The sequence below is a fragment of the Tahibacter aquaticus genome (genome assembly GCF_004363655.1).
GTDB lineage: Bacteria > Pseudomonadota > Gammaproteobacteria > Xanthomonadales > Rhodanobacteraceae > Tahibacter > Tahibacter aquaticus.
The window spans coordinates 1-20,579 of record NZ_SNZH01000018.1; the positions used below are offsets into that span (position 1 = coordinate 1).

A 20,579-nucleotide genomic window follows, 5' to 3' on the forward strand; every position below is an offset into this window, starting at 1 on the left:
GCGCCGATGGTAGTGTGCATCCGCATGCGAGAGTAGGTCACTGCCAGGGCCTTACACCTCAAAACGCCATCCCGATAGGGATGGCGTTTTGTTTTTCCGCGTTTGTTTTTCTTCAACTAGTTCGGTAGGGCAATTTGGCTGCGCCGACGCCGTCTGCGTCGTGTACTGATCGCCTATGCTTGCACCGCCAGGCCGGTGCACACGGCCGAATCCCAGCCTGTGTGTCGTAGCGAGCCCACGATGCAAACATCGATTTTCCGCCAGTATCTGGAACTGACCAAACCGCGAGTTGTTGCACTGATCGTATTCACAGCGGTGATCGGCATGTTTCTCGCTGTACCGGGTTGGCCGCCCTTGGTGCCGGCTTTGCTGGGCAGCGTTGGTATTTGGCTGGCAGCCGGATCTGCTGCCGCCATCAACCATTTGATCGACCAGCGCATCGACAGGCTGATGGCACGAACAGCGCATCGCCCCCTGGCCACAGGCGCGCTGACGCCGAACCAAGTACTGATTTTCGCGCTGGTGCTCGGCGCGGTATCGATGCTGATTTTGCTGGTCTGGGTGAACTGGCTTACCGCAGTGCTGACATTTGCGTCGTTGATCGGTTATGCGGTCGTCTATACGGCTTATCTGAAGCGAGCGACGCCGCAAAATATTGTAATCGGCGGTGCGGCCGGCGCTGCGCCACCGGTACTGGGCTGGGCCGCGGTGACGGGTGATGTGCACCCTTACGCATTGCTGCTATTCCTGATCATTTTCGTCTGGACGCCGCCGCATTTCTGGGCGTTGGCGATTTTTCGCCGCGACGACTACTCACGCGCTCAAGTACCCATGCTGCCGGTAACACACGGCGTGGAGTACACACGCTGGCACGTGCTGTACTACACCGTGCTTTTGCTAGTGGTGACGGTGCTGCCCTGGCTCACGGGCATGAGCGGCCTGTTCTATCTGGGCGGAGCATTGGTGCTGGGGGGCGTGTTCTTGTATTACGCCTTCGTACTGCTCAATCCACCGGACGAGTTCTTCGCAATGAAGGTGTTCAACTATTCCATCATCTATCTGATGGCGTTGTTCGCTTTTCTGCTCGCTGACCACTACCTGGCTGTGCCCACGCTGCCCCAGGGGATGCCTTTCGTTCCCGCGTAAGCGCAGGGAAAAAAATCGGGCGCCGAACAACGCCCGGGAATTTCAATAGCGAAGTACAGGAGGACAGGCTATGGCCTGTCCTCCGCCACGCAATCAATCCAGCGCGTAGCCGAACTGCTGGCGGAACTGGTCGGCGAATTCTTCGTAGGTGAAGCGCTGGTTCTGCGTACCTGGGTGCTCGACCTTGAGCGCGCCCATCAGCGAAGCCATGCGGCCTACTGTGGCGTAGTCCATGTCGCGCATCAGCCCGTAGATCAGGCCGGCGCGATACGCGTCGCCGCAGCCAGTCGGATCGGACACGCGGCGTTCGTGGGCCGGCGGGATCTCGATGGTTTCCTTGCCCGTGTGAATAAGCGAACCCTTGGGACCGCGCGTCACGATATAGGCTTTCACCCGATCGGCGATCTGCGCCTCGCTCCAGCCGGTATTGCGCTGCAGCAGCTGCGACTCGTAGTCGTTCACGGTTACATATTGGGCTTTGTCGATAAAAGCGCGGAACTCGTCGCCGCTGAACAGCGGCATGGCTTGGCCCGGATCGAAGATGAAAGGCGTCCCGCGTTCGGCAAATTCGTCCGCGTTCTGCAGCATTGCCTCGCGGCCGTCGGGACCGACGATACCGAAGGTAACGCCTTCCACGTCACGCACATGGTTTTCGTAGGACCGCATCATGGCCCCGGGATGGAATGCCGTGATCTGGTTGTCGTCCAGGTCGGTGGTGATGAACGCCTGCGCCGTATACAGGTCATCGATCACCTTGACCTGGTCCAGGCGGATACCACAACGCACGAAGTGCTCGTGGTAAGGGGCGAAATCCTGGCCTACCGTCGCCATCGGCACCGGATCTTCGCCGAGCAGCTTGAGGTTATAGGCGATGTTGCCGGCGACGCCGCCGAATTCCTTGCGCATACGCGGCACCAGGAAAGCCACATTCAGGATATGAACCTTGTCCGGCAGGATGTGGTTCTTGAACTGGTCCTGGAACACCATGATGGTGTCGTACGCGAGCGAGCCGCAGATCAATGCAGACATTGGAGCCGGAATCCTGGTTGGTCTTGGGAGAGTGCCGTTCGCGAACGCGAGCGGACGCCCATTGTCGCAGATTCCCGTGCTGATGCGGGCTGCGCCAAAAACTCTGCGGAGTCTGCGACGAATATCCGCAGACGGCACGGTGGCTGACGGCTGTCAGCTATGCCCCCGGTCCCGCGTTCAGTACCAACCTTTGGTTTCTAGCGGACTTAACGGTAAAACCTGCACCGAGAACGAGCTGCGTATGTCTCAGAAACCGCCGCCCTGATCCAGATAGACCTGCTCTTCCGCGGTGACTGCTCGTCCCAATACCGCATTGCGATGAGGAAAGCGGCCAAAGCGCGCGATCACGTCATGATGGGCTTTAGCGTATTCGACATACATCAGGAATTGCTCGGCCGGCTGCGCCTCTGGATCGGCAGCCAGACGCCGGAACAGATCAACGCTATGCCGCTGCAGAACAATCTCTTCGGCATGTTCCAGCGGCAGGTATGCAAACGCCCGGTAACGTGCAGGTAGTGCGAGATCGTCGCCACGGGCAATGCCGGCCAGCGCTGTAGCCTGGGCACGATGGTCGCCGGCAAAGGCCTGGGCCGAACCGCGGTACAGATTGCGCGGAAACTGGTCCAGCAGCAGCAGCAACGCCAGCCAGCTGCGAGGTTGCGCGCTCCAGGCAGACAGTTCGCCGGCCAATGCGGCGTCAACCAAGCTACCGAAGCGTCGGCGTATCTCGGCGTCGAATTGCGCATCGCCGCTGAACCAGCGTTGCGCAAGGCGTGCCTGTTCCTCCGATTCCAGGTTATCGGCCCCAAACCAGAATTCAAGAATGGTTTCAGTCATACGGGCACTCGTATCGGCCATATAAAAACGCCCGGACGCGCAAGCGTCCGGGCGTAGTAAAAGGCGATCCTGTGCCAAGCCAGCGTCCGTGGCAACAAGCCGTCCCGGCTTGCACGGGATAAGACGTTTTACTTGCGCAGCTTCAGCGCGCGGGTATCGACGCTCGTGACGCCCTTGATGCCCTTGGCAATCGTGATGGCCTTGTCGATCGCAGCCTGGTTGTCGAGCACGCCGGCCAGGGTGACCACGCCGTTCTCCGTCGAGACATTGATGTCCGTGCCCTTGACGGCGCTATCGGCCAGCAGCTCCGACTTCACCTTGGTGGTAATCCAGGTGTCGCCGACCGGCTGCTCGGACTCGTGCGAATTCGGCTTGTCATTCGCCGCCGCCACTGGCTGGGCCGCCCATGCAAAGCTCGCAGTCGCGCTCAGCAGCAGAACAGCGGCGGTTTTCTGGATAGTAGGAAAGCGCATGGTCAATCTCCTTATTGAGTGAATTCGGCCGGCAGCGGAAGCGTCCGGCGCTGAAGACACTGCTTCATGCTCCGTGCCAAGCAAAAAATCCAAAGAAAACAAGGGTTTCTATCGTCGCGTCGGCCGCAACTTGCACGGTCCTGCAAGGGCGTCATGCAAGCCGCAAGGTTTCGCGCTTCACCACTGCGTGCGGTTGGGGAGCAGTCCCTTCAGTTCCGCCGGAGTGAGGTTGCGCCACTGGCCCAGCTTCAGATTGCCGAGCTTGATGTTGACAATGCGCACACGGCACAACTGCTTCACGCGATAGCCGAACGCCGTGGCCATCAGACGGATCTGCCGGTTGAGGCCCTGTGTCAATATGATGCGGAATCCAAATTTCCCCAATTTATAAACCTTGCAGGGCTTGGTCATCTGCCCATGGATGCGCACGCCTCGGGCCATGCCGAGCAGGAACTCGTCGGTTATCGGCTTGTTCACCGCGACGAGGTATTCCTTCTCGTGGCGGTTCTCCGCCCGCAAGATCTCGTTGACGATATCGCCGTTGTTGGTCAGCAGGATCAGCCCTTCCGAATCCTTGTCCAGGCGGCCGATAGGAAAGATGCGTTCCTTGTGGTCGACGAAGTCGATCACGTTGTCCTTGACGTCCGTTTCAGTCGTGCAGGTAATGCCGACTGGCTTGTTCAAGGCGATATAGACAGATTTCGCACCACCGCGCTCGTTCCTCAGGCGCAGCCGGTTGCCGTCGACCAGTACTTCGGCACCGGCTTCGGTCACGCCGCCGACCTGGGCTTTCACGCCGTCGACGACGACCCGGCCCGCTTCGATCAGTTCGTCCGCTTCGCGTCGCGAACACAGGCCTGTATCGCTGATGTATTTGTTGAGACGCATGTACTTGCCGGCAGATTTCCAGCGCGAATGCTGGCACAGCAGCGCCCGCACGGCCAGTCGGGCTGGCGGCGGCTGCGGCGCAGCAAGCGCGAACCAGCGCATGAAACAGCCTGTTCGCTATTGCGGCCGCCTGCTCAGGTGATGATAGTCTTGGATCACTTTCCGCAGATTGCGCGAGCCGTTCATGGCGAATACCAACGTGGTCAATTCCGTCATTGCGCCCAGCCCGTCGCAGATCGCGCTTGAGCTGGCGGCGGCCATCATTGCGTCAGGACGCTACCCCATCGAGGGGGCCAGGCCCGACATGGCAGCGCAGGATGCGCTGACCCTCTACGAGATCATTCTCGGCCGTCTCAAGGACCGCGTTGCGCGCCGCCACGAAGCCGATGCCGCGCCCACGGAAATTCCCGTCGCCTGAGACTGTGGTCCCGGCCCCGCGCTCTGACTATGTCGAGAGTTTTTCGCCCAGTGTCGGCGGCAATTGCCGCGTGCTGATTCTGGGGTCGATGCCGGGCGTGCGCTCGCTTGCCGCCGAGCAGTACTACGCGCATCCGCAAAACCTGTTCTGGCCGCTGATGCAGGATGTTTTCGGTGTCGCGCGCGGTCTGCCCTATGCGCAGCGCCTGGCCGAACTGAATGCTGCCGGCGTCGGCCTGTGGGATGTTCTGCAGGGCTGCGAACGCCGCGGCAGTCTCGACAGCGATATCGCCAAGGCCAGCGAAATACCGAATGCGATTCCTGCGCTGTTGGCCCAGCAGCCTGAAATTCACGCGCTGGCTTTCAACGGCGCCAAGGCCTTGCAGGTGTTCCAGCGCCATGCGCTGAGGCATATTCCCAGCCTGCGATTGCAGCAGTTGCAACTCCTGCCGCTGCCTTCGACCAGCCCGGCCCATGCCAGCATGAGCCGGGCCGACAAGCTCGCGCAGTGGTCCGTACTGAAGGCGTTGACGAGTTCGCCGCGATCCCAGGCCCGTTCGCGCTGAACCGCTGCGTTCTGCGCCGCCGCTGCTTTGCGCTATCGTAGGCAGTCTTCTCTTGTGCGAGTTCTGCCATGTTTGGCCAGCGTTGGTCCGTCCTGTTGCTATCCACCGTCTTGCTCAGCGCCTGCGGCAGCCCGGCGCCACCGCCGCCGCCCGCACCGACGCCGGCCCAGCAGCAAGCAGGGCAGGCGGCCGAAAAGCTGCAGATGTACGAGCAGCTGCGTGCTGCCGGCAAAGGCGATCTCGCAGCGGAGATTGGCGCCGATATCGTGGCCAGGTTCCCCGGCACGCCGGCTGCCGTCGAAGTAGGCAAGACCTTGCCGGAGCTGCAGCAGCAGGCCAGGCAAGGTGCCGAGACGCGGCGCCTGGAGCGGCTGTGGACCTATCAGGAATCGCCCGTCGAGAAAGGCAAGCCGGCCAGGCAATTCCACGTATCGATCTATGCCAAGGGCTCGCCCACCAGCGAGGGTCCGCAGCGGGTGACTTTGTTCATCCGCCAGCATCCGGAGTGGGGTCAGAGCACCTACCTCATGCGCGACGAATCCGGCTTCCTGTGCGCCCGCGACTGCGCCCTCACCTTGCGTTTCGACGATGGCAAACCCGAACGCTGGGCCGCGACCATTCCGCCGACGGGCGAGCCGGCGATCTTCATCGACAAGAACGAGGCCCTGGTCGCGCGCCTGCTGAAGGCCAAGACCCTGAGCATAGACACCGAATGGAAAGACCAGGGCAAGAAGACGCTGGAATTCGAGCTGGCCGGGCTCAACCCGGCCAAGCTGCCGCCGGCGAAGAAAAAGTGAACAGCGTTACTATTCCCTTTCTGGATCTCAAGGCCGCCTACGTCGAACTCAAGGGCGAGATCGACGCAGCCGTAGCCCGCGTGCTCGACAGCGGCTGGTACATCCTGGGCACCGAAGTCGAGGCATTCGAGCAGGAGTTCGCCGGCTATTGCGCCGCCGGTCATTGCGTCGGCCTGGCCAATGGCCTGGATGCCCTGCACCTGGGCTTGCGTGCGCTGGATATCGGCGCTGGCGACGAAGTCATCGTGCCTTCCAACACCTATATTGCCAGCTGGCTTGCGATAAGCCAGTGCGGCGCCACGCCGGTGCCGGTCGAGCCCGATCCGCAGACCTACAACATCGATCCGGCGCGCATCGAAGCGGCGATCACCCACCGCACGCGCGCCATCATGCCGGTGCATCTGTACGGCCAGCCGGCAGACCTCGACGCCATTGTCGCTATTGCGCGACGCCACGGCTTGCGTGTGATCGAAGATGCGGCACAGGCGCACGGTGCGCGCTATCGTGGTCAACGCATCGGCGCGCACGGCGACCTGGTCGCCTGGAGCTTCTACCCGGGCAAGAACCTTGGCGCATTCGGCGATGCCGGCGCGGTAACGACGAACGACGCGGCGCTCGCCGCGCGTGTGCGGGTGCTGCGCAATTACGGTTCGCGGGTGAAATACATCAACGACGAAGCCGGCTGGAACAGCCGGCTCGATCCGCTGCAGGCAGCAGCGCTGCGCGTCAAGCTGATGCATCTGGACGACTGGAACGCGCGCCGCCGCACGCTGGCCAACGCCTATGCACAGCAGCTGGCCGGCCTGGATCTGCAGCTGCCGCAAGTGCCCGACTGGGCCGAACCCGCCTGGCATCTTTACGTCGTCCAAGCCACCGACCGAGAGTCGCTGCAGAAACGCCTGGCCGAGCACGGCATAGGCAGCCTGATCCACTATCCGATTCCGCCGCACCGGCAACAGGCTTATGCAGCTGCCGGCATTGCCGCCGGCACCCTGCCGATTGCCGAAGCGATGGCAGACCGTGTACTCAGCCTGCCGCTGGGGCCGCACTTGCCGACGGCCGCCATAGCGCAGATCGCCGCCGCCTTGCGCAGCTGAGGCAAGGCGCCGGTCTCGATCAGTTCTTTACCAGTCCATGGCTGCGCAGCAAGGCGTCCAGGCGTGCCGGATCGACGCCTTGCATCACCTCACCGCCGATCACCAGCAGCGGCGTGCCGCGGCCGCCATGTTTGTCGAACTCCTGCTTGGCCTGGGGCGAAGCGACAATATCCAGTTCGCTCCATGGCACGCCGCGCTGGGTCAGCAGGTCGCGAGCTTTTTCGCAATATCCACACTGGGGCATAACGTACATGGTGACCGCTTCGGCCTTTGTCGCAGCAGGCGCTGCCGGCGTTACCGGCGCCGCGCTGCCGTTGAAAGAAAAACCCAGGCCCAGCACCAGTATCGCCGCCGCTATCGACTTCGCCCGCATGACCGACTCTCCCTCACCGCTCCGACAGCCGGAGCGTCGCGACGGTCTCCGACTGCGGCGCACTGAGCGAGTTCCTCGGCTGCGCCTGGCTGCGGTTTTTCAGCGCCGAGTTGTTACGCGGCGGCTTCAGTAGGCATTGCGAACCGGCTGAACCGTGTTTTCCACCCGGATGCGGTCGCCCGGGTCCTGATCCATGCGGGTGGTGTAGTCGCGGCCCTTGTGGCTGTAGGTCACGTCGTAGCCGACGACCTTGTCGCTCACATCGGTGACGTCGCGGCAGCGGGTTTCGGTGCTGGTGGTAACGCGGCCGCCCTGGTGATTCTTGTCGATCTCGTGACCGACAACGCCACCGGCCACCGCACCGGCCACGGTCGCGGCCTTGCGGCCATTGCCGCGTCCTACCTGGTTGCCCAGGGCACCACCGACGATGGCACCGACGACGGTGCCGCCGACATTGCCGTCACGCTCGCGCTGGCGCTTGGTCACGCTGACCTGCTCGCAGTCCTTGCGCGGCGTGCTGACCTGTTCGATGACCGGACGCACGCGCGTCACCGTGGCGAACTCGTCTACCGGTGGAGCCGGCGCCTCCACAGTGGCACTGCCGCCCGCATAGCGTTGTGCTACCGCCATGCCGCCTATGGCGAGAATGACGCCGGCGGCCGCACCCAACATCAGCTTGCTGTCCATCGTTCTACCCCAGGAGTCGGATACGGGGCCGATTGGAATCCAAATCCGCTGAACCGCGGCTACTCCTCGCGCCGGAGTGGGACAGCCGTCACTGCCGCGGTTCAGTCGCCGGCGGGTGTGACTGCACGATCCCTGTCAAACCGGGGATGTGGCACTGACTGCGAACGCGCCCGGTCGCGAGCGCCTGTGCCGGCACGCTTCCGGCGTGGGCGCGCCGGCCGATGCCGGCACCGCATCGCGGCAGCTGCAGACGAGGAAAGACGCGGCGCCGGGCTCGGCTCACGGAGAAGTGGTCCCCATGAAGTACCTGGCCATCCTGTTCGGCCTGTTGCTCGGCATGCCCGTCGGGGCGCAAAGCGCACTTCGGTTCGCGCATGGTGTCGGTTGGCGATACGGTGGAACGCGTGCGCGCAGTCGCTGGCGCGCCGGAAAGCGTAGACAGCGAGGCCGGCGAGAGCGGTACGCGCGAACAATGGACTTACCGCCGCCGCGGCCGCCTGATCCAGCTGTGGCTGGCCGACGGCAAGGTCGTGCACGTGTCGGACCGCAAGGACGAAAAGGATAACTAGGTCGGCCGGCTGCGGCTCAGGCAGGTGTTTCGATGCGAATTGCGCAGCGCACCGAGTGGGCGATGAAACAGCGGTCGTGCGCCGCCTCGTGCAGCTCGTGCAGCCGCTCGCTGTCTGCCGCCCCGCCGCTGCAGACGATGCGCGGCCGCAACACCACCTCGGCAATGGCCATGCGGCCATCGACCTTGCGCATATGGCCTACGGCCTCGTCGACATAGCTGTCGATGCAGATACCGGCCGCCGCGGCCAGCGACAGGAACCACAGCATGTGGCAGCTGGAAATCGCTGCAACGAAGGCCTCTTCCGGATCGACCGCGCTCGCATCGGTCAGTGCCGCGGGCACCACGCCGGGCGATGCCGCCGCCGCGATGTCGGCACCGCCGTCGAACTGCCAGCGATGGGCGCGCGAGTACCGCTGATCGGTGAAGACCGCGCCATTGCGCTGCCAGTGGACGCGCGCTAGGTGTTCGCTCATCGGCGCGACTCCGGACTTTGCAGCGGCCCCAGGCGCAAATGGATGGTGGCCAGATAGATCTCGCGCAGGAATACCACCAGTCCGGCGATCAGGCAGATCAGGCCGAGTACGAACAAGGCCGCTGCCAGCAGCGAGACATCGATGCCGTACAGCGCGCCGGCAAACAGCACCACGATGACGCTGGCCACCAGCAGCGCACAGAAAGTGACCAGGCTGATGGACCAGTTCATCAGGCGCGCACGCCGCGACAGCTTGCGCAGCTCGTCCAGCAGTTCCGGATGACGTTCCAGCGACAGGTGTTCCAGCCGGTCTTCCTGGCGCCGGGCGCGGTCGACTACGCGGGCCAGGCGGCTGGTCAGCACGCCAAGCAGCGCGCCGACGCCGGTCAGCAGGAATACCGGCGCCACCGACAGCTGGATGACGTGTGAAATCTGGTCTATGGGTACCGGCTGGGCCATGGTCGTCGTATCGTCAGTGCGCCACGAACAGGGCGCGGTCGGCATGCTGGAACAGATGGCGGGTAACGCCGCCGACAATCAGCTCGGCCAGGCGCGAATGACCCCAGGCGCCCATCACGACCAGGTCGGCACCGGTCGCCCGCGCGGCGGCGAGCAGGCCCGCGCCGCGATCGGCCGGCGCGCTGTAACTCTGGAATTGTGCGGCGATGCCGTGCGTGGCCAAGTGCCGGCGCAGATCGAAGCCGGGCAGCTGCAACAGGCCGCCGCCGTTGCCGCGGGTTTCGCCGTCCAGCACCGTCACGCTGTCGGCCTTGTGCAATATCGGCAGCGCGCCATGCACGGCGCGTATCGCCTCGCGGCTGCCGTTCCACAGAATGACGACGTTCTTGCCCAGCTCGCCCACGTCGGCGCTCTCGGGCACGACCAGCAGCGGCACGCCGGCGGCGAACGCGCTGCGCGAAACCAGGCCCCAGCCCAGCGGCGCATCCGGCTGCTGCTGTGGGCGCTCGATCACGATCAGGTCGCACCAGCGTGCGGCATAGGCGATCGCGTCGAGCGCATCGGACTGGGCCACCAGCCAGTCGCCGCGCGCACCGGCCGCGTCCAGCTGTTGCTGCCACCAGGGCTCGGCCACGCTGGCTTCGCGATAGTGGCGGTCGGATTCGTGCACCAGCACCGCGACGGTCTCCGGCGACGTAAAAGCAGCGGGTGGAATCGGCGCCACGTAGAGGCCGTGCAGGCAGGCATCGATGCGGCGGTGCAGTGCCAGTGCCGCACGCAAGGCCGGCGGGTTGCCCTGGTAGTGGCGCATATGTACAAGAATGTCGAGGCAGCGCATCGGGATCACCTCTCCTGGACGTAGTGCGGAATAGCTTACAGCGCCGGGCGAGTTGGCCGCATGGCAGCGCGCTGCGGGCGGAATCGTTGCATGATAGTGGGACAGGGCCTAATCGGGAGTTCAGCCATGAAGAAATCGATCGGTGTACTGGGTCTGGGACTGTTGCTGGGCTTCATTGCGAATGGTGCCTCGGCTGCATCCATCGACTGCGAGCTCAGATTCAACATGTCCGGCTGGTCGGCCTTCTACAAGACCGCCAGCGGCAGCGGCACCATCAGCTGCAACAACGGCCACAGTCTGAAAGTCAACATCCGCGCCAAGGGCGGCGGCCTCACCTTCGGCAAGCAGCGCATCAACGACGGCCGCGGAAAATTTTCCGAAGTGCACAATATCAAGGATCTGCTCGGCACCTATGCCAGCGGCGGCGCGCATGCAGGTGCCATCAAGTCTTCCGCGGCGAGCGTGGTGACCAAGGGCGATGTATCGCTGGCCCTGGCAGGAACCGGCGAAGGCATCGACATCGGCATCGATTTCGGCAAGTTCGTCATCAGCCGGCGCTGACGTTTCCCGGCGTGCAGCGCGCGTTGCGGCGCTGCACGCCTTTGCTTATGCCGACCGGTCGGGTTTTGCGTCATCTGTGTGAAGCATGCACGGATTAGCCTCGCGGCGTTTCCCCGGCGTGTCGAGTAACGCAAGTCATGAGTACCGCAACGCCCGGCCTTACCCGCGTGCCCAGCGGCACGTCGCGCAGTGCACTGGCAGCGTTGTTGCTGCCCGTGAAGCCGCTGACGCCACACTGCAGCGTCACCCAGGCCGGCGAGCACTTTCTCGATCCGGCCAATACCGCACTACTGTCCCTGCCCATCGTCGACGCCGGCCGCGTGCTGGGCTGCATCACGCGCCACGAGCTGATGCTGCGCGTCTATATGCAGCCCTATGGGCGCGAACTGCACGGCCGCCGCGCGGTGACCACCATCATGGACGCGCGCCCGCTGACCTTGAGCCTGAACACGACCATCGAAGCCGCCGGCCAGCTGATCGGACAGAACCTGCGCCGGCCGATCACCGAAGATTTCGTCCTGCTCGACGACACCGGACGCTATGCCGGCATGGGCATCGTGCTGGACGTATTGAACGCGCTGGAGACCAAGGTCAGCCACAACACGCAGGAGCTGGAGCAAGCCTATCGCCGGCTCAAGGCGTCGCAGCATCGCCTGGTTCAATCGGAAAAGCTCGCCACGCTGGGCCAGCTGGTGGCCGGGCTGGCGCACGAAATCAACACGCCGCTGGGCTATGTGCAGAACAACCTCGGCATGACGCGCGACTTGCTCACGCCGGCGCTGAGCATGCTGCAGGCCGGTGCCCAGGTACTCGACGCGGCCCTGGCCGGTGATGCGGAAGAACTCGACCAGGGCCTGCAGCGCCTGGCCGACGCGCGCAACGACTGTGATCCCGACCAGTTTGCCGACCTGATTGCGCTGCTCGACGACAGCCTGCACGGCGTCGCCCAGATCGGCGACCTGGTCGGCAATCTGAAAGACTTCTCCCGTGTCGATTCGGCGCATAGCGAAGGCGTCGACCTGCACGGCCTGATCGATTCGGCCCTGCGCATCGGCGGACATTTGTTGAAAAAGCGCAATGTGCAAGTGCAGTGCCGCTATGGCGAAGTGCCGTCGCTGCGCTGCGCGCCAGCGCAGATCAACCAGGTACTGCTGAACCTGATCGGCAATGCCGCCCAGGCCATAGAACACGACCAGGGACTGCTCAGCATCCGCACGCAGAGCCTGGGCGGCTACGCCATGGTCGCAGTGCAGGACAACGGCCGCGGTATCGCGGCGGAAGTGCTGCCGCGCATCTTCGAGCCGTTCTTCACCACCAAGCCGGTAGGCCAGGGCACCGGACTGGGGCTGTCCATCTGCCAGCAGATCGTGCAGGCCCACGGCGGCCGCATTGCCGCCACGTCGACACCCGGCGTCGGCACGCGCTTTGTCGTTGCCTTGCCGATTGCGCGCGATACGGCGGTGGCGCGATGACGCCGGCCAAGCCCTGCGTCGTGCTGATCGACGACGAAGAACGCATCCTGCGCTCCCTGTCCATGCTGCTGCGCGGCCGCTACGACGTACTGGCCACGACCAATCCGGTCCAGGTACTGGACTGGGTGCGGCAGCGGCCGGTGCATGTCGTCGTCAGCGACCAGCGCATGCCGACCATCAGCGGTGTCGACCTGCTGCGCCAGATCCGCGAACACTCGCCGCGCAGCATGCGCCTGCTGCTGACGGGTTACGCCGACCTGGCCGCGGTCGAAGCAGCGGTGAACGACGGCGAGATTTTCCGCTTCCTGGAAAAGCCCTGGGATGCGGCCAAGCTGCAGGAAATCGTCGCGCTGGCGGCCCAGATCGCCCAGGCCGATTTCGAGCGCGCCGATGCGGCGCCGGCCGTGCCCATTGCCGCCGCGACGACGCATTTCGGCGGCGTGCTGGTACTCGACGAAGACCCCGGCAGTGCCGCGCTGGTGCGCAGCCTGCTGCCGGCAAGCTGTCCGGTGGCGACAGCCACCACCGTGGAAGCGGCAATGGCCCTGCTCGAAGCGCAGGAATACGCCGTGCTGGTGGCCGAATTGCGGCATAGCAGCGACGACGTGATCGCCGCGCTGAAACTGCTCAAGCAGGCCAGTCCGCGCACCCTGGCGGTGGCCTGTTCCAGCCTGCGCGACGGGCGCCTGCTGATCGACCTGATCAACCAGGGCCAGGTATTCCGCTTCCTGCCCAAGCCGCTGGGCAAGGAGCTGCTGCGCCGCGCCCTGCTGGCGGCGCTGGAACGGCATGGCGAGTTGCGCCACGAGCCGCATCGCCTGCGCCGGCACGTGGTCGAGGCGCCGCGCCAGGTCAGCCTGTCGGGCCGCGTGATGGACTATCTGCGGCGCATTCGCGACCAGGCCAAACTGCGCGCCTGAAAGCAGGCGTCCGCGCCGTTTTGCCGCTCCGCTTTGCGGTGCCATTCGCGGGCGCTCATCGCACCCTGCGGCGCCGCCAAGTGTCGGTAGGGCGCCACGAACGCAGTGAATTTCGCCGCGGCAACCGACAATAGCGGGCGCCGGGCCCCGTTTCGCCGCACTCAAACGAGCGTTGGGATTTTTGCCACGGCCTGCGCTAAGGTGGCCGGCGACGCGCGAGCCGGTGTGCAGACCGCCGCCCTGGCGAATTCCGCCCTGGCCGGCCTCGCGCCAATCGGTTTGTATGCCGCGTCCACCGCAGTCGTTCGGCTGGCCGCTGCCAAGGCCGACACCGTCCCCTTTCCGAGGAATCGCCATGAAGAAAGCCGAATACGCCGAGCGCGGCCCGGTGCCGCAGGACGTCATCGCCGCGGTCGCGATGGAATTGCCGCCGCTGGCCGCCGGCCAGGTATTACTGGAAGTGCTGGCCGCGCCGATCAATCCCTCTGACGTGCTGACCCTGACTGGCCTGTACGGCCTGTTGCCGCCGCTGCCCGCCATCGGCGGCAACGAAGGCGTGGGGCGCGTGGCGGAAACCGGCGAAGGCGTCGACGCGGGCTGGGTCGGCAAGACCGTGCTGCTGCCGCTGGGCTCCGGTACCTGGCGCACGCACCTGATTGCCGAGGCCAAGGGCCTGGTCGCGCTGCCCGATGGCGTGGACGTACAGCAGCTGGCCATGCTGTCGGTGAATCCGCCGACCGCGCTGCTGATGCTCAGCGAATTCGTCGATCTGCAGCCCGGCGACTGGGTGATCCAGAACGCGGCGAATTCCGCCGTCGGCAGTTACCTGATCGGCATTGCCAAGGCGCGCGGGCTCAACCTGGTGAATATCGTGCGGCGCGAGTCGGCGGTGGAATCGGTACGCAAGGCCGGTGGCGAGAACGTGCTGGTCGACGGCGAAAAACTCGCCAAGCGTGTGGCCGAGGCCAGCGGCGGTGCAGCGATCAAGCTCGGCATCGATTCGGTCGGCGGCCCCGCCACCGACAACCTGGCGCGCTGCCTGGCGCAGGGCGCCACCCTGGTCAACTACGGCGCGATGAGCGGCGAGCCCTGCCATATTTCGCCGGCGTCGTTCGTATTCCGCGACATCACCTTGCGCGGCTTCTGGCTATCGCCGTGGTACCGCAACGCCACGCCGCAGCGGCGCGCGGAAGTGTTCGGCGAAATCGGCCGGCTGATCGCCACGGGCCAGCTGCGTGCACCCGTGCAGGCGACCTATCGGCTGGAAGACATCAAACAGGCCGTTGCCGCCGCGGCCGCGGGCGAACGCGACGGCAAGATCCTTGTGCTGCCGAATGAATAAGGCAAAAAAGCCATGTCCCCAGCGCGCGGGGACATGGCGCCTGACAAGCGTTACTTACGCGACGGAATGAATTCCTTCTCCACCGCCTGGTCGAGCAGATCCGGCGGCAGCAGGCCCTGGCCGATGACAAAATCGTTGAAGGCCATGCGGTCGAACTTCGGCCCCAGCGTGATCTCGGTCTTGGCGCGCAATTCCATCAGGCGCGTATAGCCGTAGAAATAGCTGGTGGCCTGGCCTGGCGCGCGGAAGGTGTAGCGGTCGACTTCCTGCGAGGCCATGCCCTGAGACAGGCCAACCTCGTCGGTCAGCACCTGGTGCGCGCGCTGCTTGTCGATCAGGCCGAGGTTGAGCATGGGGTCGAGAATCGCCCGTGCCGCCCGCTGCAGGCGTGCCTGCAGCGCGAACAGCTGGCCTTCCAGCGGTTCGTACGGCTTGGTTTCGGCTTCTGCATACAACGCCCAGCCTTCCACATTCACACTATTGAACGCGAAGATGCTGCGCGCGACCGACACGCCGCGCTCCACCATGGCGGTGAACTGCAGTTCATGCCCCGGGCGGCCTTCGTGCGCGGTCAGGGTCCAGGTCGAGCCTTTGTGGCTGAAGTCGTCGTAGGCCTCGGCCTTGCCGCCGGCGCCGGGATTGCCGGCCGTCAGCACGAAGGTACCGCGCTCGCCCTTGTTGCCGATCAGCGGCGGCGGGTCCATGTGCGGCGCCGGCTGTGCTGCGGTTTCCGCCGGCGAGGCCACGCGCATCAGCATGGCGCGCTCGGGCAGGGTGATGATGCGTTCGCGGCGGATGATCTCCTCGATCTTGCCGATCACCTCGTGATAGGTCGCCTCGACCTGCTCCGGCGCGATCTGTTCCTGCTTCAGCACCTTCATCACGGCGCGGTAGTCGCTGTCGGGCAGTTTGCGCTGCGCGGCAATCAGGCTGGCGATGGCCTGCATCTCGTTGCGGATTTCCGCATACGACAGGCGCGCCTTCTGCATCAGCTGTTCCGGCGGAATATCCAGGCCGACGTTCTTCAGATTGTCGGCGTACAGGTCGCGCGGCAGGCGGAAGTCTTCGCGCGCGCGCGGCAGCACCGTGGCCTTGAGCCAGTCGTTGTAGTCGTTGAGCTGCGCTTCCAGCTTGTCCAGCGCCTTGTCCGCGTCCTTGATCTTGTACTTCGCATACAGGTCGCGCAGGCCCTTCACATATTGCGGTGTACTGGTAATGCCTTTTTCCACTTGTGCCTTGACCGGGCCGAGCAGGCCCGGCTTGTCGGCGACCTCGGCGAAGCGCGCCTTGGCCAGTTCGGTCACCGGCGTGTAGCCCGCTTCCAGGCCGACGTAGCGCTTGAGGCGGACCAGTGCGGCAGCGCGGCGCTTGGCCGGTACCTCGTCGTCGAGCAGGCCGAATTCACCCTGGAAAATGGCCTGGCCGACGTCGATGTACGGCAGCAGGTATTTTTCGTTGATCTGGCTGGAATCGATCTGCTGCTGCGCGGCTTCGATCATGATGTCCAGGTCTTGCAGTACACGCGCGTCCTGTTCGCCGCTGCGCTTGCCCTGCAATTGGCTTTTGGCAGCGGCGGCGGCGGCGCGGAAACGCTCGTTGGTGCCGGGTTTCAGGTCGAACACGCCCTCGTCGTAGCCGGGCACGCCCAGGCTGCTGGCAGATTCGGGACTGAAATCGGCCAGCACTTTCAGCAGCGGCTGGGCATTGGCATTGCTGCGCGCCACCCAATCCTCGGCGGCGACAGCGGGCAGGGCGAGCGCGAACAGGCAAGCGGCGGCGATTCGGCGCAGACGTGACATGGACTTCCTCCGGTAAGAGCACGCAGTGTCGCGCGCTGCTGCCTTGGATAAATGTGCCGGAGGTCGCGACGATGTTGAGCGCTGCCCACGTCTACTAGCCCGATAGTCATGCCGGCGCATTCGCAGCCGGCCATTGCTGAGCCAAACCGATGGGGGAAAGGTCATGCACGTCAACGCGTGGGGTCGGGTCGTGGGCGGTTTCTGGATGCTGGCGCTGCTGCTGGTGGGATTGCCGCCGTCGCTGCAGGCGAGCGAAACGCCGTATTTCCAGGTGATTTCCGCCGACGCCGGCAAGGTCGAGCGGTTGCCATTGCTACAGACGCAGGCGGATGTACAGATCGCCGGCACGATTGCCGCCGTGCAGCTGCGCCAGCGCTTCGAGAACCGCGGCCAGGTGCCGATCGAAGCGGTCTATGTCTTTCCCGCCTCCATCCATGCGGCCGTCACCGGGCTATCCCTGCGCATCGGCGAGCGGGAAGTACGCGGCGTGATCCGCGAAAAGCAGAAAGCCGCGGCGGAATACACCGCAGCCAAGGAATCCGGCCGCAATACCGCGCTGCTGGAACAGCAGTCCGAAGGCATTTTCCGCATGCGCCTGGCGAACATCCTGCCGGGTGACCGCATCGACGTGGTGCTCAGCTACAGCGAGCTGCTGCTGCCGCGGGAAGGCGTATACGAATTCTTTTTGCCGACTACTTTCGCCAGCGAAGGCGGTCACTACGACGTACGCGCCCAGGGCCAGCGCAGTTCGGCCGAGGCCGAAGTCACCGACTACAGCTTCGCCCTCCGTGCTGCGCTGAGCGGCCCGCTGCCGTTCGCACGCATCGACAGTCCGTCGCACAGGCTGGCCGTACAGCGCAGCGATGCACAGCACGCACACCTGCAGTTTGCCGACGAAGAGGTCAAGGCCTCGACGCGCGATTTCGTGCTGCGTTTCTCCTATGCGGGCAACGAGGTCGCCAGCGGCCTGCTGCTGTATCCCGGTGCCGACGAGAATTTCTTCCTGCTCACGCTGCAGCCGCCGGCGACGGTAGTGCCCGACCAGGTGCCACCGCGGGAATACCTGTTCGTCGTCGACGTTTCCGGTTCCATGCACGGCGCGCCGCTGGACCTGGCCAAAGTGGTGATGCGCGAACTGCTCGCCGGCCTGCGCGCGCAGGACCGCTTCAACGTCGTGCTGTTCGCCGGCGGCAGCACCGTGCTCGACGAGCGCGGTTCGCTGCCAGGTACGGCGGACAACCGGCAGCGCGCCTTCGGCATGATCGACCGCAGCGAAGGCGGTGGCTCCACCGATCTGCAGCAGGCCTTGCTCAAGGCTTACGCCGTGCCACGCCCGGCCGGCATGGCGCGTTCGGTAGTCGTAGTCACCGACGGCGGCATCATGGCTTCCGACGACGTCTCGCGCCTGATCCGCGCCAACCTCGGCCAGGCCAGCGTGTTTGCCTTCGGCGTCGGCGCTTCGGTGGACAAAGGCGTGATCCAGCGCCTGGCCCGTGCCGGCACCGGCGAAGCGGTGATGATCGAGAACATGGACGAAGGCCGCGCCCAGGCCCAGGCCTTCCGCCGCTATATCGAACAGCCGCTGCTGACCCAGGTCGAGGCCAGCTTCGAAGGCTTCGATGCTTACGACGTCACGCCGACACCGATCCCCGACCTGTTTGCCCAGCGGCCGGTGGTGCTGATCGGCAAGTACCGCGGCGCGGCGCAAGGGCAGATCCGCCTGCGCGGCATCGGTGGCCGTGGACCGTATGCGGCCAGCATCGCCGTCGCCGGCGGCAATGCGACAGCCGCCAATGCGCCGCTGCGCGCGCTATGGGCGCGCCAGGCGCTGGCCGACCGGCTCGATTTCGCCGCCACCTCGGCTGCGGCCGAACCTGCCGCGGCGGAGGAACAAAAGGCATTCGTCACAAAGATAGGTCTGGATTATTCCCTGCTGACGCCGTTCACCGCCTTCGTCGCCGTCGACACGGCCGTGCGCACCGACCAGCCAGCCGTCGGCGTGAACCAGCCCACGCCACAGCGCGCCTCGGCCGTCGCCAGCTACGGTGCCGGCAGCGGCAATGCGCTGCTGCTGGCGGCGCAGGCACAGCCGCTGCTCGCCCAGGCCGTCGCCGGTGTGGCACAGCCGGTGCGTGATGTATCTGGCCGGCGGTTTGCCGAGCAGGGCGGGGCGCTGGTCGACCTGAGCTATCGCAGCGGCCAGCCGCTGCTGCGCATTCGCCGCGACAGCGCAGCCTATCGGCGCCTGCTGGAACTGCGGCCGGACCTGCGCCAGTGGCTGGAGCTGGGCGAGCGCGTGCTGCTCAATCTCGGCCGCTATGCGGTGCTGATCGACGCGCGCGGCTTCAGCGACTATCCCGAGCGCAGCCTGCGCCAGGCACTGGCGCCGACGCCATGAACCCGTCCGCGCCGCTGCGCTGGTTGCTGCTGCTGGCACTGGCGCTGTTTTCCCATCTCGCCCGGCCGGCACGCCAGGATGTGACCTTCATCCTGGCCAGCGACAATCCCGGCCATCAGTTCTTCGCCGCCGCACGCGACTACTACGCCACGCGGCCGGCACTGGCCGGCACCCTGGTCACCTCGGCGCGTTCGCTGGCCGAGGTGCGCGAATTCCTGCTGCGTTCGCCCTTGCGCGGCAACGCACCCTGGGGCCGCGTGCGCCTTGTCGCCCATGGTTCGCAATGGCAGGGACTGCGCGTGCCGGTGTTCGCCGAAGGCGCGCTGGCCACCGCCGAGACACTGGATACCGCGCTGGTCCGGCAGGAGTTTCCGCCGCTGCCGGCGGAGCTGCTCGACCGCGACAGCGTGCTGCGGGTGGAAAGCTGCGGGCTGGGGCGCCGCCCTGCCTTTTTGCGCCAGCTCGGCCGCCTGTTCAGTGCCGGCGGCAGGCTGCGGGTCGAGGCCAACGAAGGCTATGTCTGGTTTCGCCAGGTGCAGCGCGACGACGGCCATAGCGACAGCGTGCGCGAAGAATTGCCCTACCGCGCCCAGGTGGTCGCTGGCGCGGCCGAGCTGGACGACGGCCTGCGCGAGCGGCTGCGCCGGCAATGGCAGGGCGAGCTGTCCGCACCGCTAGCGTTCGTTGCCGTGCCCCTGCGCATCGACGTGCCGCTGCCCCTGCACGGCGAGGCCGGCTGGCGCCAGCTGCCCCAGCCGCCCGAGGCGCTGGCGGCGCTGCGCAACTACGGCCTGCGCTGGTCGCAACTGCGCTGGCAGGTGCACGACGGCCGCCTGCAGGGCCTGGCCCTGATCGTGGTGGCCGCCGCCGATGCGGCGGCACTGGACCGGCAGCAGCTCGGCCTGTCGCTGTGAACCGGCTTCAGCTCACGCTGGCTGGCACCAGCAAGGCCAGCGCAAACACGCCGATCATGGCAAAGGCCAGCGCCACCTTGACCAGGGTGCCGACCAGCAGGCCGACCCAGGTGCCGACGCCGACATGCGCTGCGCGCTTGAGTGTGCTGCCGGCAATCAGCTCGCCGGCCAGCGCACCGAGGAAGGGGCCGAGAATGAGCCCGGGCAGGCTGAAGAAGAAACCGACCAGGGTGCCCACGGCGGCGCCGAACAAGGCCCAGGCACTGGCCCCGACGCGTTTTGCCCCGAGCAGGCTGGCGGCGATGTCGGCGGCGATGGCCAGTGCGCAGAGAATGCCGAGTACGCCCAGCGTCCACGGGCCGACATGCACGAAATTGTCGTTCCAGGCGGCGAGGAACATGCCGGCAAACATCAGCGGAATGCCGGGCAGCGCCGGCAGCACCGTGCCGAACAGGCCGACGACGATCATGACGGCAGCCAGCAGATAAAGCGCGATGGTCATCAGGTTCCCTGTAGGCAGGAG

23 protein-coding genes are annotated in these 20,579 nt (G+C 65.4%); 12 read left to right on the forward strand and 11 right to left on the reverse strand.

What is annotated here, in order from left to right; genetic code table 11:
• Positions 1–219: 219 nt before the first annotated feature.
• A complete protein-coding gene (gene cyoE / locus DFR29_RS23490) occupies positions 220–1,146 on the forward strand; it encodes a heme o synthase (RefSeq protein WP_279571535.1) in 927 nt (308 codons plus the stop codon).
• Positions 1,147–1,239: 93 nt separating this feature from the next.
• Here cyoE and DFR29_RS23495 read toward each other — a convergent pair whose 3' ends face one another.
• From DFR29_RS23495 to DFR29_RS23510, 4 genes are all read right to left on the reverse strand, one after another.
• Complete coding sequence (locus DFR29_RS23495) at positions 1,240–2,175, reverse strand: carbohydrate kinase family protein (RefSeq protein ID WP_133821085.1); 936 nt, start codon at positions 2,173–2,175, stop codon at positions 1,240–1,242.
• Positions 2,176–2,421: 246 nt separating this feature from the next.
• Positions 2,422–3,090 (reverse strand): DUF924 family protein, encoded by a 669-nt coding sequence (locus DFR29_RS23500; protein WP_243746160.1) that lies wholly within the window; start codon positions 3,088–3,090, stop codon positions 2,422–2,424.
• 50 nt (positions 3,091–3,140) lie between these two features.
• A complete protein-coding gene (locus DFR29_RS23505) occupies positions 3,141–3,485 on the reverse strand; it encodes a BON domain-containing protein (RefSeq protein ID WP_133821086.1) in 345 nt (114 codons plus the stop codon).
• Positions 3,486–3,662: 177 nt separating this feature from the next.
• Positions 3,663–4,373: a pseudouridine synthase gene (locus DFR29_RS23510; RefSeq protein ID WP_133821209.1), complete on the reverse strand. Its 711-nt coding sequence runs from the start codon at positions 4,371–4,373 to the stop codon at positions 3,663–3,665.
• A gap of 184 nt (positions 4,374–4,557) precedes the next feature.
• Here DFR29_RS23510 and DFR29_RS23515 point away from each other — a divergent pair, with 184 nt between their 5' ends.
• From DFR29_RS23515 to DFR29_RS23530, 4 genes are all read left to right on the forward strand, one after another.
• Positions 4,558–4,791, forward strand: a complete 234-nt coding sequence (locus DFR29_RS23515) for a hypothetical protein (RefSeq protein ID WP_133821087.1) — start codon at positions 4,558–4,560, stop codon at positions 4,789–4,791.
• 4 nt (positions 4,792–4,795) lie between these two features.
• The gene (locus DFR29_RS23520) at positions 4,796–5,356 is read left to right on the forward strand and encodes a DNA-deoxyinosine glycosylase (RefSeq protein ID WP_425598885.1); all 561 of its coding nucleotides are present in this window, start codon (positions 4,796–4,798) and stop codon (positions 5,354–5,356) included.
• Between the two features lie 68 nt (positions 5,357–5,424).
• Positions 5,425–6,153, forward strand: coding sequence for a hypothetical protein (locus DFR29_RS23525; RefSeq protein WP_133821089.1), 729 nt, complete (start codon positions 5,425–5,427; stop codon positions 6,151–6,153).
• A complete protein-coding gene (locus DFR29_RS23530; protein ID WP_243746162.1) occupies positions 6,150–7,250 on the forward strand; it encodes a DegT/DnrJ/EryC1/StrS family aminotransferase in 1,101 nt (366 codons plus the stop codon). Before DFR29_RS23525 ends, DFR29_RS23530 begins: the two co-directional genes overlap by 4 nt.
• A 19-nt stretch (positions 7,251–7,269) precedes the next feature.
• Here the strand turns inward: DFR29_RS23530 and DFR29_RS23535 are convergent, their stop codons facing one another.
• Both DFR29_RS23535 and DFR29_RS23540 read right to left on the reverse strand, forming a co-directional pair.
• Positions 7,270–7,623, reverse strand: coding sequence for a glutaredoxin family protein (locus DFR29_RS23535; RefSeq protein WP_133821091.1), 354 nt, complete (start codon positions 7,621–7,623; stop codon positions 7,270–7,272).
• 126 nt (positions 7,624–7,749) lie between these two features.
• Positions 7,750–8,310 (reverse strand): glycine zipper 2TM domain-containing protein, encoded by a 561-nt coding sequence (locus tag DFR29_RS23540; RefSeq protein WP_279571536.1) that lies wholly within the window; start codon positions 8,308–8,310, stop codon positions 7,750–7,752.
• A gap of 374 nt (positions 8,311–8,684) precedes the next feature.
• Between DFR29_RS23540 and DFR29_RS23545 the strand changes: the two genes are divergently transcribed.
• A complete protein-coding gene (locus tag DFR29_RS23545) occupies positions 8,685–8,879 on the forward strand; it encodes an uS10 family ribosomal protein (protein WP_133821092.1) in 195 nt (64 codons plus the stop codon).
• Between the two features lie 16 nt (positions 8,880–8,895).
• Here the strand turns inward: DFR29_RS23545 and DFR29_RS23550 are convergent, their stop codons facing one another.
• The 3 genes from DFR29_RS23550 to DFR29_RS23560 are packed head-to-tail and all read right to left on the reverse strand — an operon-like array spanning position 8,896 to position 10,650.
• Positions 8,896–9,354 carry an OsmC family protein gene (locus DFR29_RS23550; protein ID WP_133821093.1) on the reverse strand — a complete coding sequence of 153 codons (459 nt, stop codon included), beginning with the start codon at positions 9,352–9,354 and terminating at the stop codon, positions 8,896–8,898.
• Positions 9,351–9,812, reverse strand: coding sequence for a DUF2721 domain-containing protein (locus tag DFR29_RS23555; RefSeq protein ID WP_133821094.1), 462 nt, complete (start codon positions 9,810–9,812; stop codon positions 9,351–9,353). Before DFR29_RS23555 ends, DFR29_RS23550 begins: the two co-directional genes overlap by 4 nt.
• 13 nt (positions 9,813–9,825) lie before the next feature.
• On the reverse strand, positions 9,826–10,650 hold the full coding sequence (locus tag DFR29_RS23560) for a universal stress protein (protein WP_133821095.1): 825 nt from the start codon (positions 10,648–10,650) through the stop codon (positions 9,826–9,828).
• A gap of 126 nt (positions 10,651–10,776) precedes the next feature.
• Between DFR29_RS23560 and DFR29_RS23565 the strand changes: the two genes are divergently transcribed.
• From DFR29_RS23565 to DFR29_RS23580, 4 genes are all read left to right on the forward strand, one after another.
• On the forward strand, positions 10,777–11,211 hold the full coding sequence (locus tag DFR29_RS23565) for a hypothetical protein (protein WP_133821096.1): 435 nt from the start codon (positions 10,777–10,779) through the stop codon (positions 11,209–11,211).
• A gap of 137 nt (positions 11,212–11,348) precedes the next feature.
• Positions 11,349–12,683, forward strand: coding sequence for a sensor histidine kinase (locus tag DFR29_RS23570; RefSeq protein WP_133821097.1), 1,335 nt, complete (start codon positions 11,349–11,351; stop codon positions 12,681–12,683).
• Positions 12,680–13,603: a response regulator gene (locus tag DFR29_RS23575; protein ID WP_133821098.1), complete on the forward strand. Its 924-nt coding sequence runs from the start codon at positions 12,680–12,682 to the stop codon at positions 13,601–13,603. The genes DFR29_RS23570 and DFR29_RS23575 overlap by 4 nt, the downstream gene beginning before the upstream one ends.
• A 355-nt stretch (positions 13,604–13,958) precedes the next feature.
• Positions 13,959–14,945 (forward strand): zinc-dependent alcohol dehydrogenase family protein, encoded by a 987-nt coding sequence (locus DFR29_RS23580; RefSeq protein WP_133821099.1) that lies wholly within the window; start codon positions 13,959–13,961, stop codon positions 14,943–14,945.
• A 50-nt stretch (positions 14,946–14,995) separates the two neighbouring features.
• Here the strand turns inward: DFR29_RS23580 and DFR29_RS23585 are convergent, their stop codons facing one another.
• Complete coding sequence (locus DFR29_RS23585) at positions 14,996–16,744, reverse strand: DUF885 domain-containing protein (RefSeq protein WP_133821100.1); 1,749 nt, start codon at positions 16,742–16,744, stop codon at positions 14,996–14,998.
• Positions 16,745–16,907: 163 nt separating this feature from the next.
• Here DFR29_RS23585 and DFR29_RS23590 point away from each other — a divergent pair, with 163 nt between their 5' ends.
• On the forward strand, positions 16,908–19,142 hold the full coding sequence (locus tag DFR29_RS23590) for a VIT domain-containing protein (RefSeq protein WP_133821101.1): 2,235 nt from the start codon (positions 16,908–16,910) through the stop codon (positions 19,140–19,142).
• On the forward strand, positions 19,139–20,056 hold the full coding sequence (locus DFR29_RS23595; protein WP_133821102.1) for a hypothetical protein: 918 nt from the start codon (positions 19,139–19,141) through the stop codon (positions 20,054–20,056). The genes DFR29_RS23590 and DFR29_RS23595 overlap by 4 nt, the downstream gene beginning before the upstream one ends.
• Positions 20,057–20,063: 7 nt before the next feature.
• On the opposite strand, the gene DFR29_RS23600 is transcribed toward DFR29_RS23595, so the two are convergent.
• The gene (locus DFR29_RS23600) at positions 20,064–20,558 is read right to left on the reverse strand and encodes a DUF456 domain-containing protein (RefSeq protein ID WP_133821103.1); all 495 of its coding nucleotides are present in this window, start codon (positions 20,556–20,558) and stop codon (positions 20,064–20,066) included.
• Positions 20,559–20,579: the final 21 nt, after the last annotated feature.

What these genes read in the sequence shown, in the direction of transcription:
- DFR29_RS23565 (WP_133821096.1), top strand. Translation starts at nt 10,777, where the DNA reads ATGAAGAAATCGATCGGTGTACTGGGTCTGGGACTGTTGCTGGGCTTC.
- DFR29_RS23595 (WP_133821102.1), top strand. Translation starts at nt 19,139, where the DNA reads ATGAACCCGTCCGCGCCGCTGCGCTGGTTGCTGCTGCTGGCACTGGCG.
- DFR29_RS23570 (WP_133821097.1), top strand. Translation starts at nt 11,349, where the DNA reads ATGAGTACCGCAACGCCCGGCCTTACCCGCGTGCCCAGCGGCACGTCG.
- DFR29_RS23525 (WP_133821089.1), top strand. Translation starts at nt 5,425, where the DNA reads ATGTTTGGCCAGCGTTGGTCCGTCCTGTTGCTATCCACCGTCTTGCTC.
- DFR29_RS23515 (WP_133821087.1), top strand. Translation starts at nt 4,558, where the DNA reads ATGGCGAATACCAACGTGGTCAATTCCGTCATTGCGCCCAGCCCGTCG.
- DFR29_RS23535 (WP_133821091.1), bottom strand. Translation starts at nt 7,623, where the DNA reads ATGCGGGCGAAGTCGATAGCGGCGGCGATACTGGTGCTGGGCCTGGGT.
- DFR29_RS23505 (WP_133821086.1), bottom strand. Translation starts at nt 3,485, where the DNA reads ATGCGCTTTCCTACTATCCAGAAAACCGCCGCTGTTCTGCTGCTGAGC.
- DFR29_RS23560 (WP_133821095.1), bottom strand. Translation starts at nt 10,650, where the DNA reads ATGCGCTGCCTCGACATTCTTGTACATATGCGCCACTACCAGGGCAAC.
- DFR29_RS23585 (WP_133821100.1), bottom strand. Translation starts at nt 16,744, where the DNA reads ATGTCACGTCTGCGCCGAATCGCCGCCGCTTGCCTGTTCGCGCTCGCC.
- DFR29_RS23600 (WP_133821103.1), bottom strand. Translation starts at nt 20,558, where the DNA reads ATGACCATCGCGCTTTATCTGCTGGCTGCCGTCATGATCGTCGTCGGC.
- DFR29_RS23510 (WP_133821209.1), bottom strand. Translation starts at nt 4,373, where the DNA reads ATGCGTCTCAACAAATACATCAGCGATACAGGCCTGTGTTCGCGACGC.
- DFR29_RS23575 (WP_133821098.1), top strand. Translation starts at nt 12,680, where the DNA reads ATGACGCCGGCCAAGCCCTGCGTCGTGCTGATCGACGACGAAGAACGC.
- DFR29_RS23555 (WP_133821094.1), bottom strand. Translation starts at nt 9,812, where the DNA reads ATGGCCCAGCCGGTACCCATAGACCAGATTTCACACGTCATCCAGCTG.
- DFR29_RS23590 (WP_133821101.1), top strand. Translation starts at nt 16,908, where the DNA reads ATGCACGTCAACGCGTGGGGTCGGGTCGTGGGCGGTTTCTGGATGCTG.
- DFR29_RS23495 (WP_133821085.1), bottom strand. Translation starts at nt 2,175, where the DNA reads ATGTCTGCATTGATCTGCGGCTCGCTCGCGTACGACACCATCATGGTG.
- DFR29_RS23550 (WP_133821093.1), bottom strand. Translation starts at nt 9,354, where the DNA reads ATGAGCGAACACCTAGCGCGCGTCCACTGGCAGCGCAATGGCGCGGTC.
- DFR29_RS23580 (WP_133821099.1), top strand. Translation starts at nt 13,959, where the DNA reads ATGAAGAAAGCCGAATACGCCGAGCGCGGCCCGGTGCCGCAGGACGTC.
- DFR29_RS23545 (WP_133821092.1), top strand. Translation starts at nt 8,685, where the DNA reads ATGGTGTCGGTTGGCGATACGGTGGAACGCGTGCGCGCAGTCGCTGGC.
- DFR29_RS23540 (WP_279571536.1), bottom strand. Translation starts at nt 8,310, where the DNA reads ATGGACAGCAAGCTGATGTTGGGTGCGGCCGCCGGCGTCATTCTCGCC.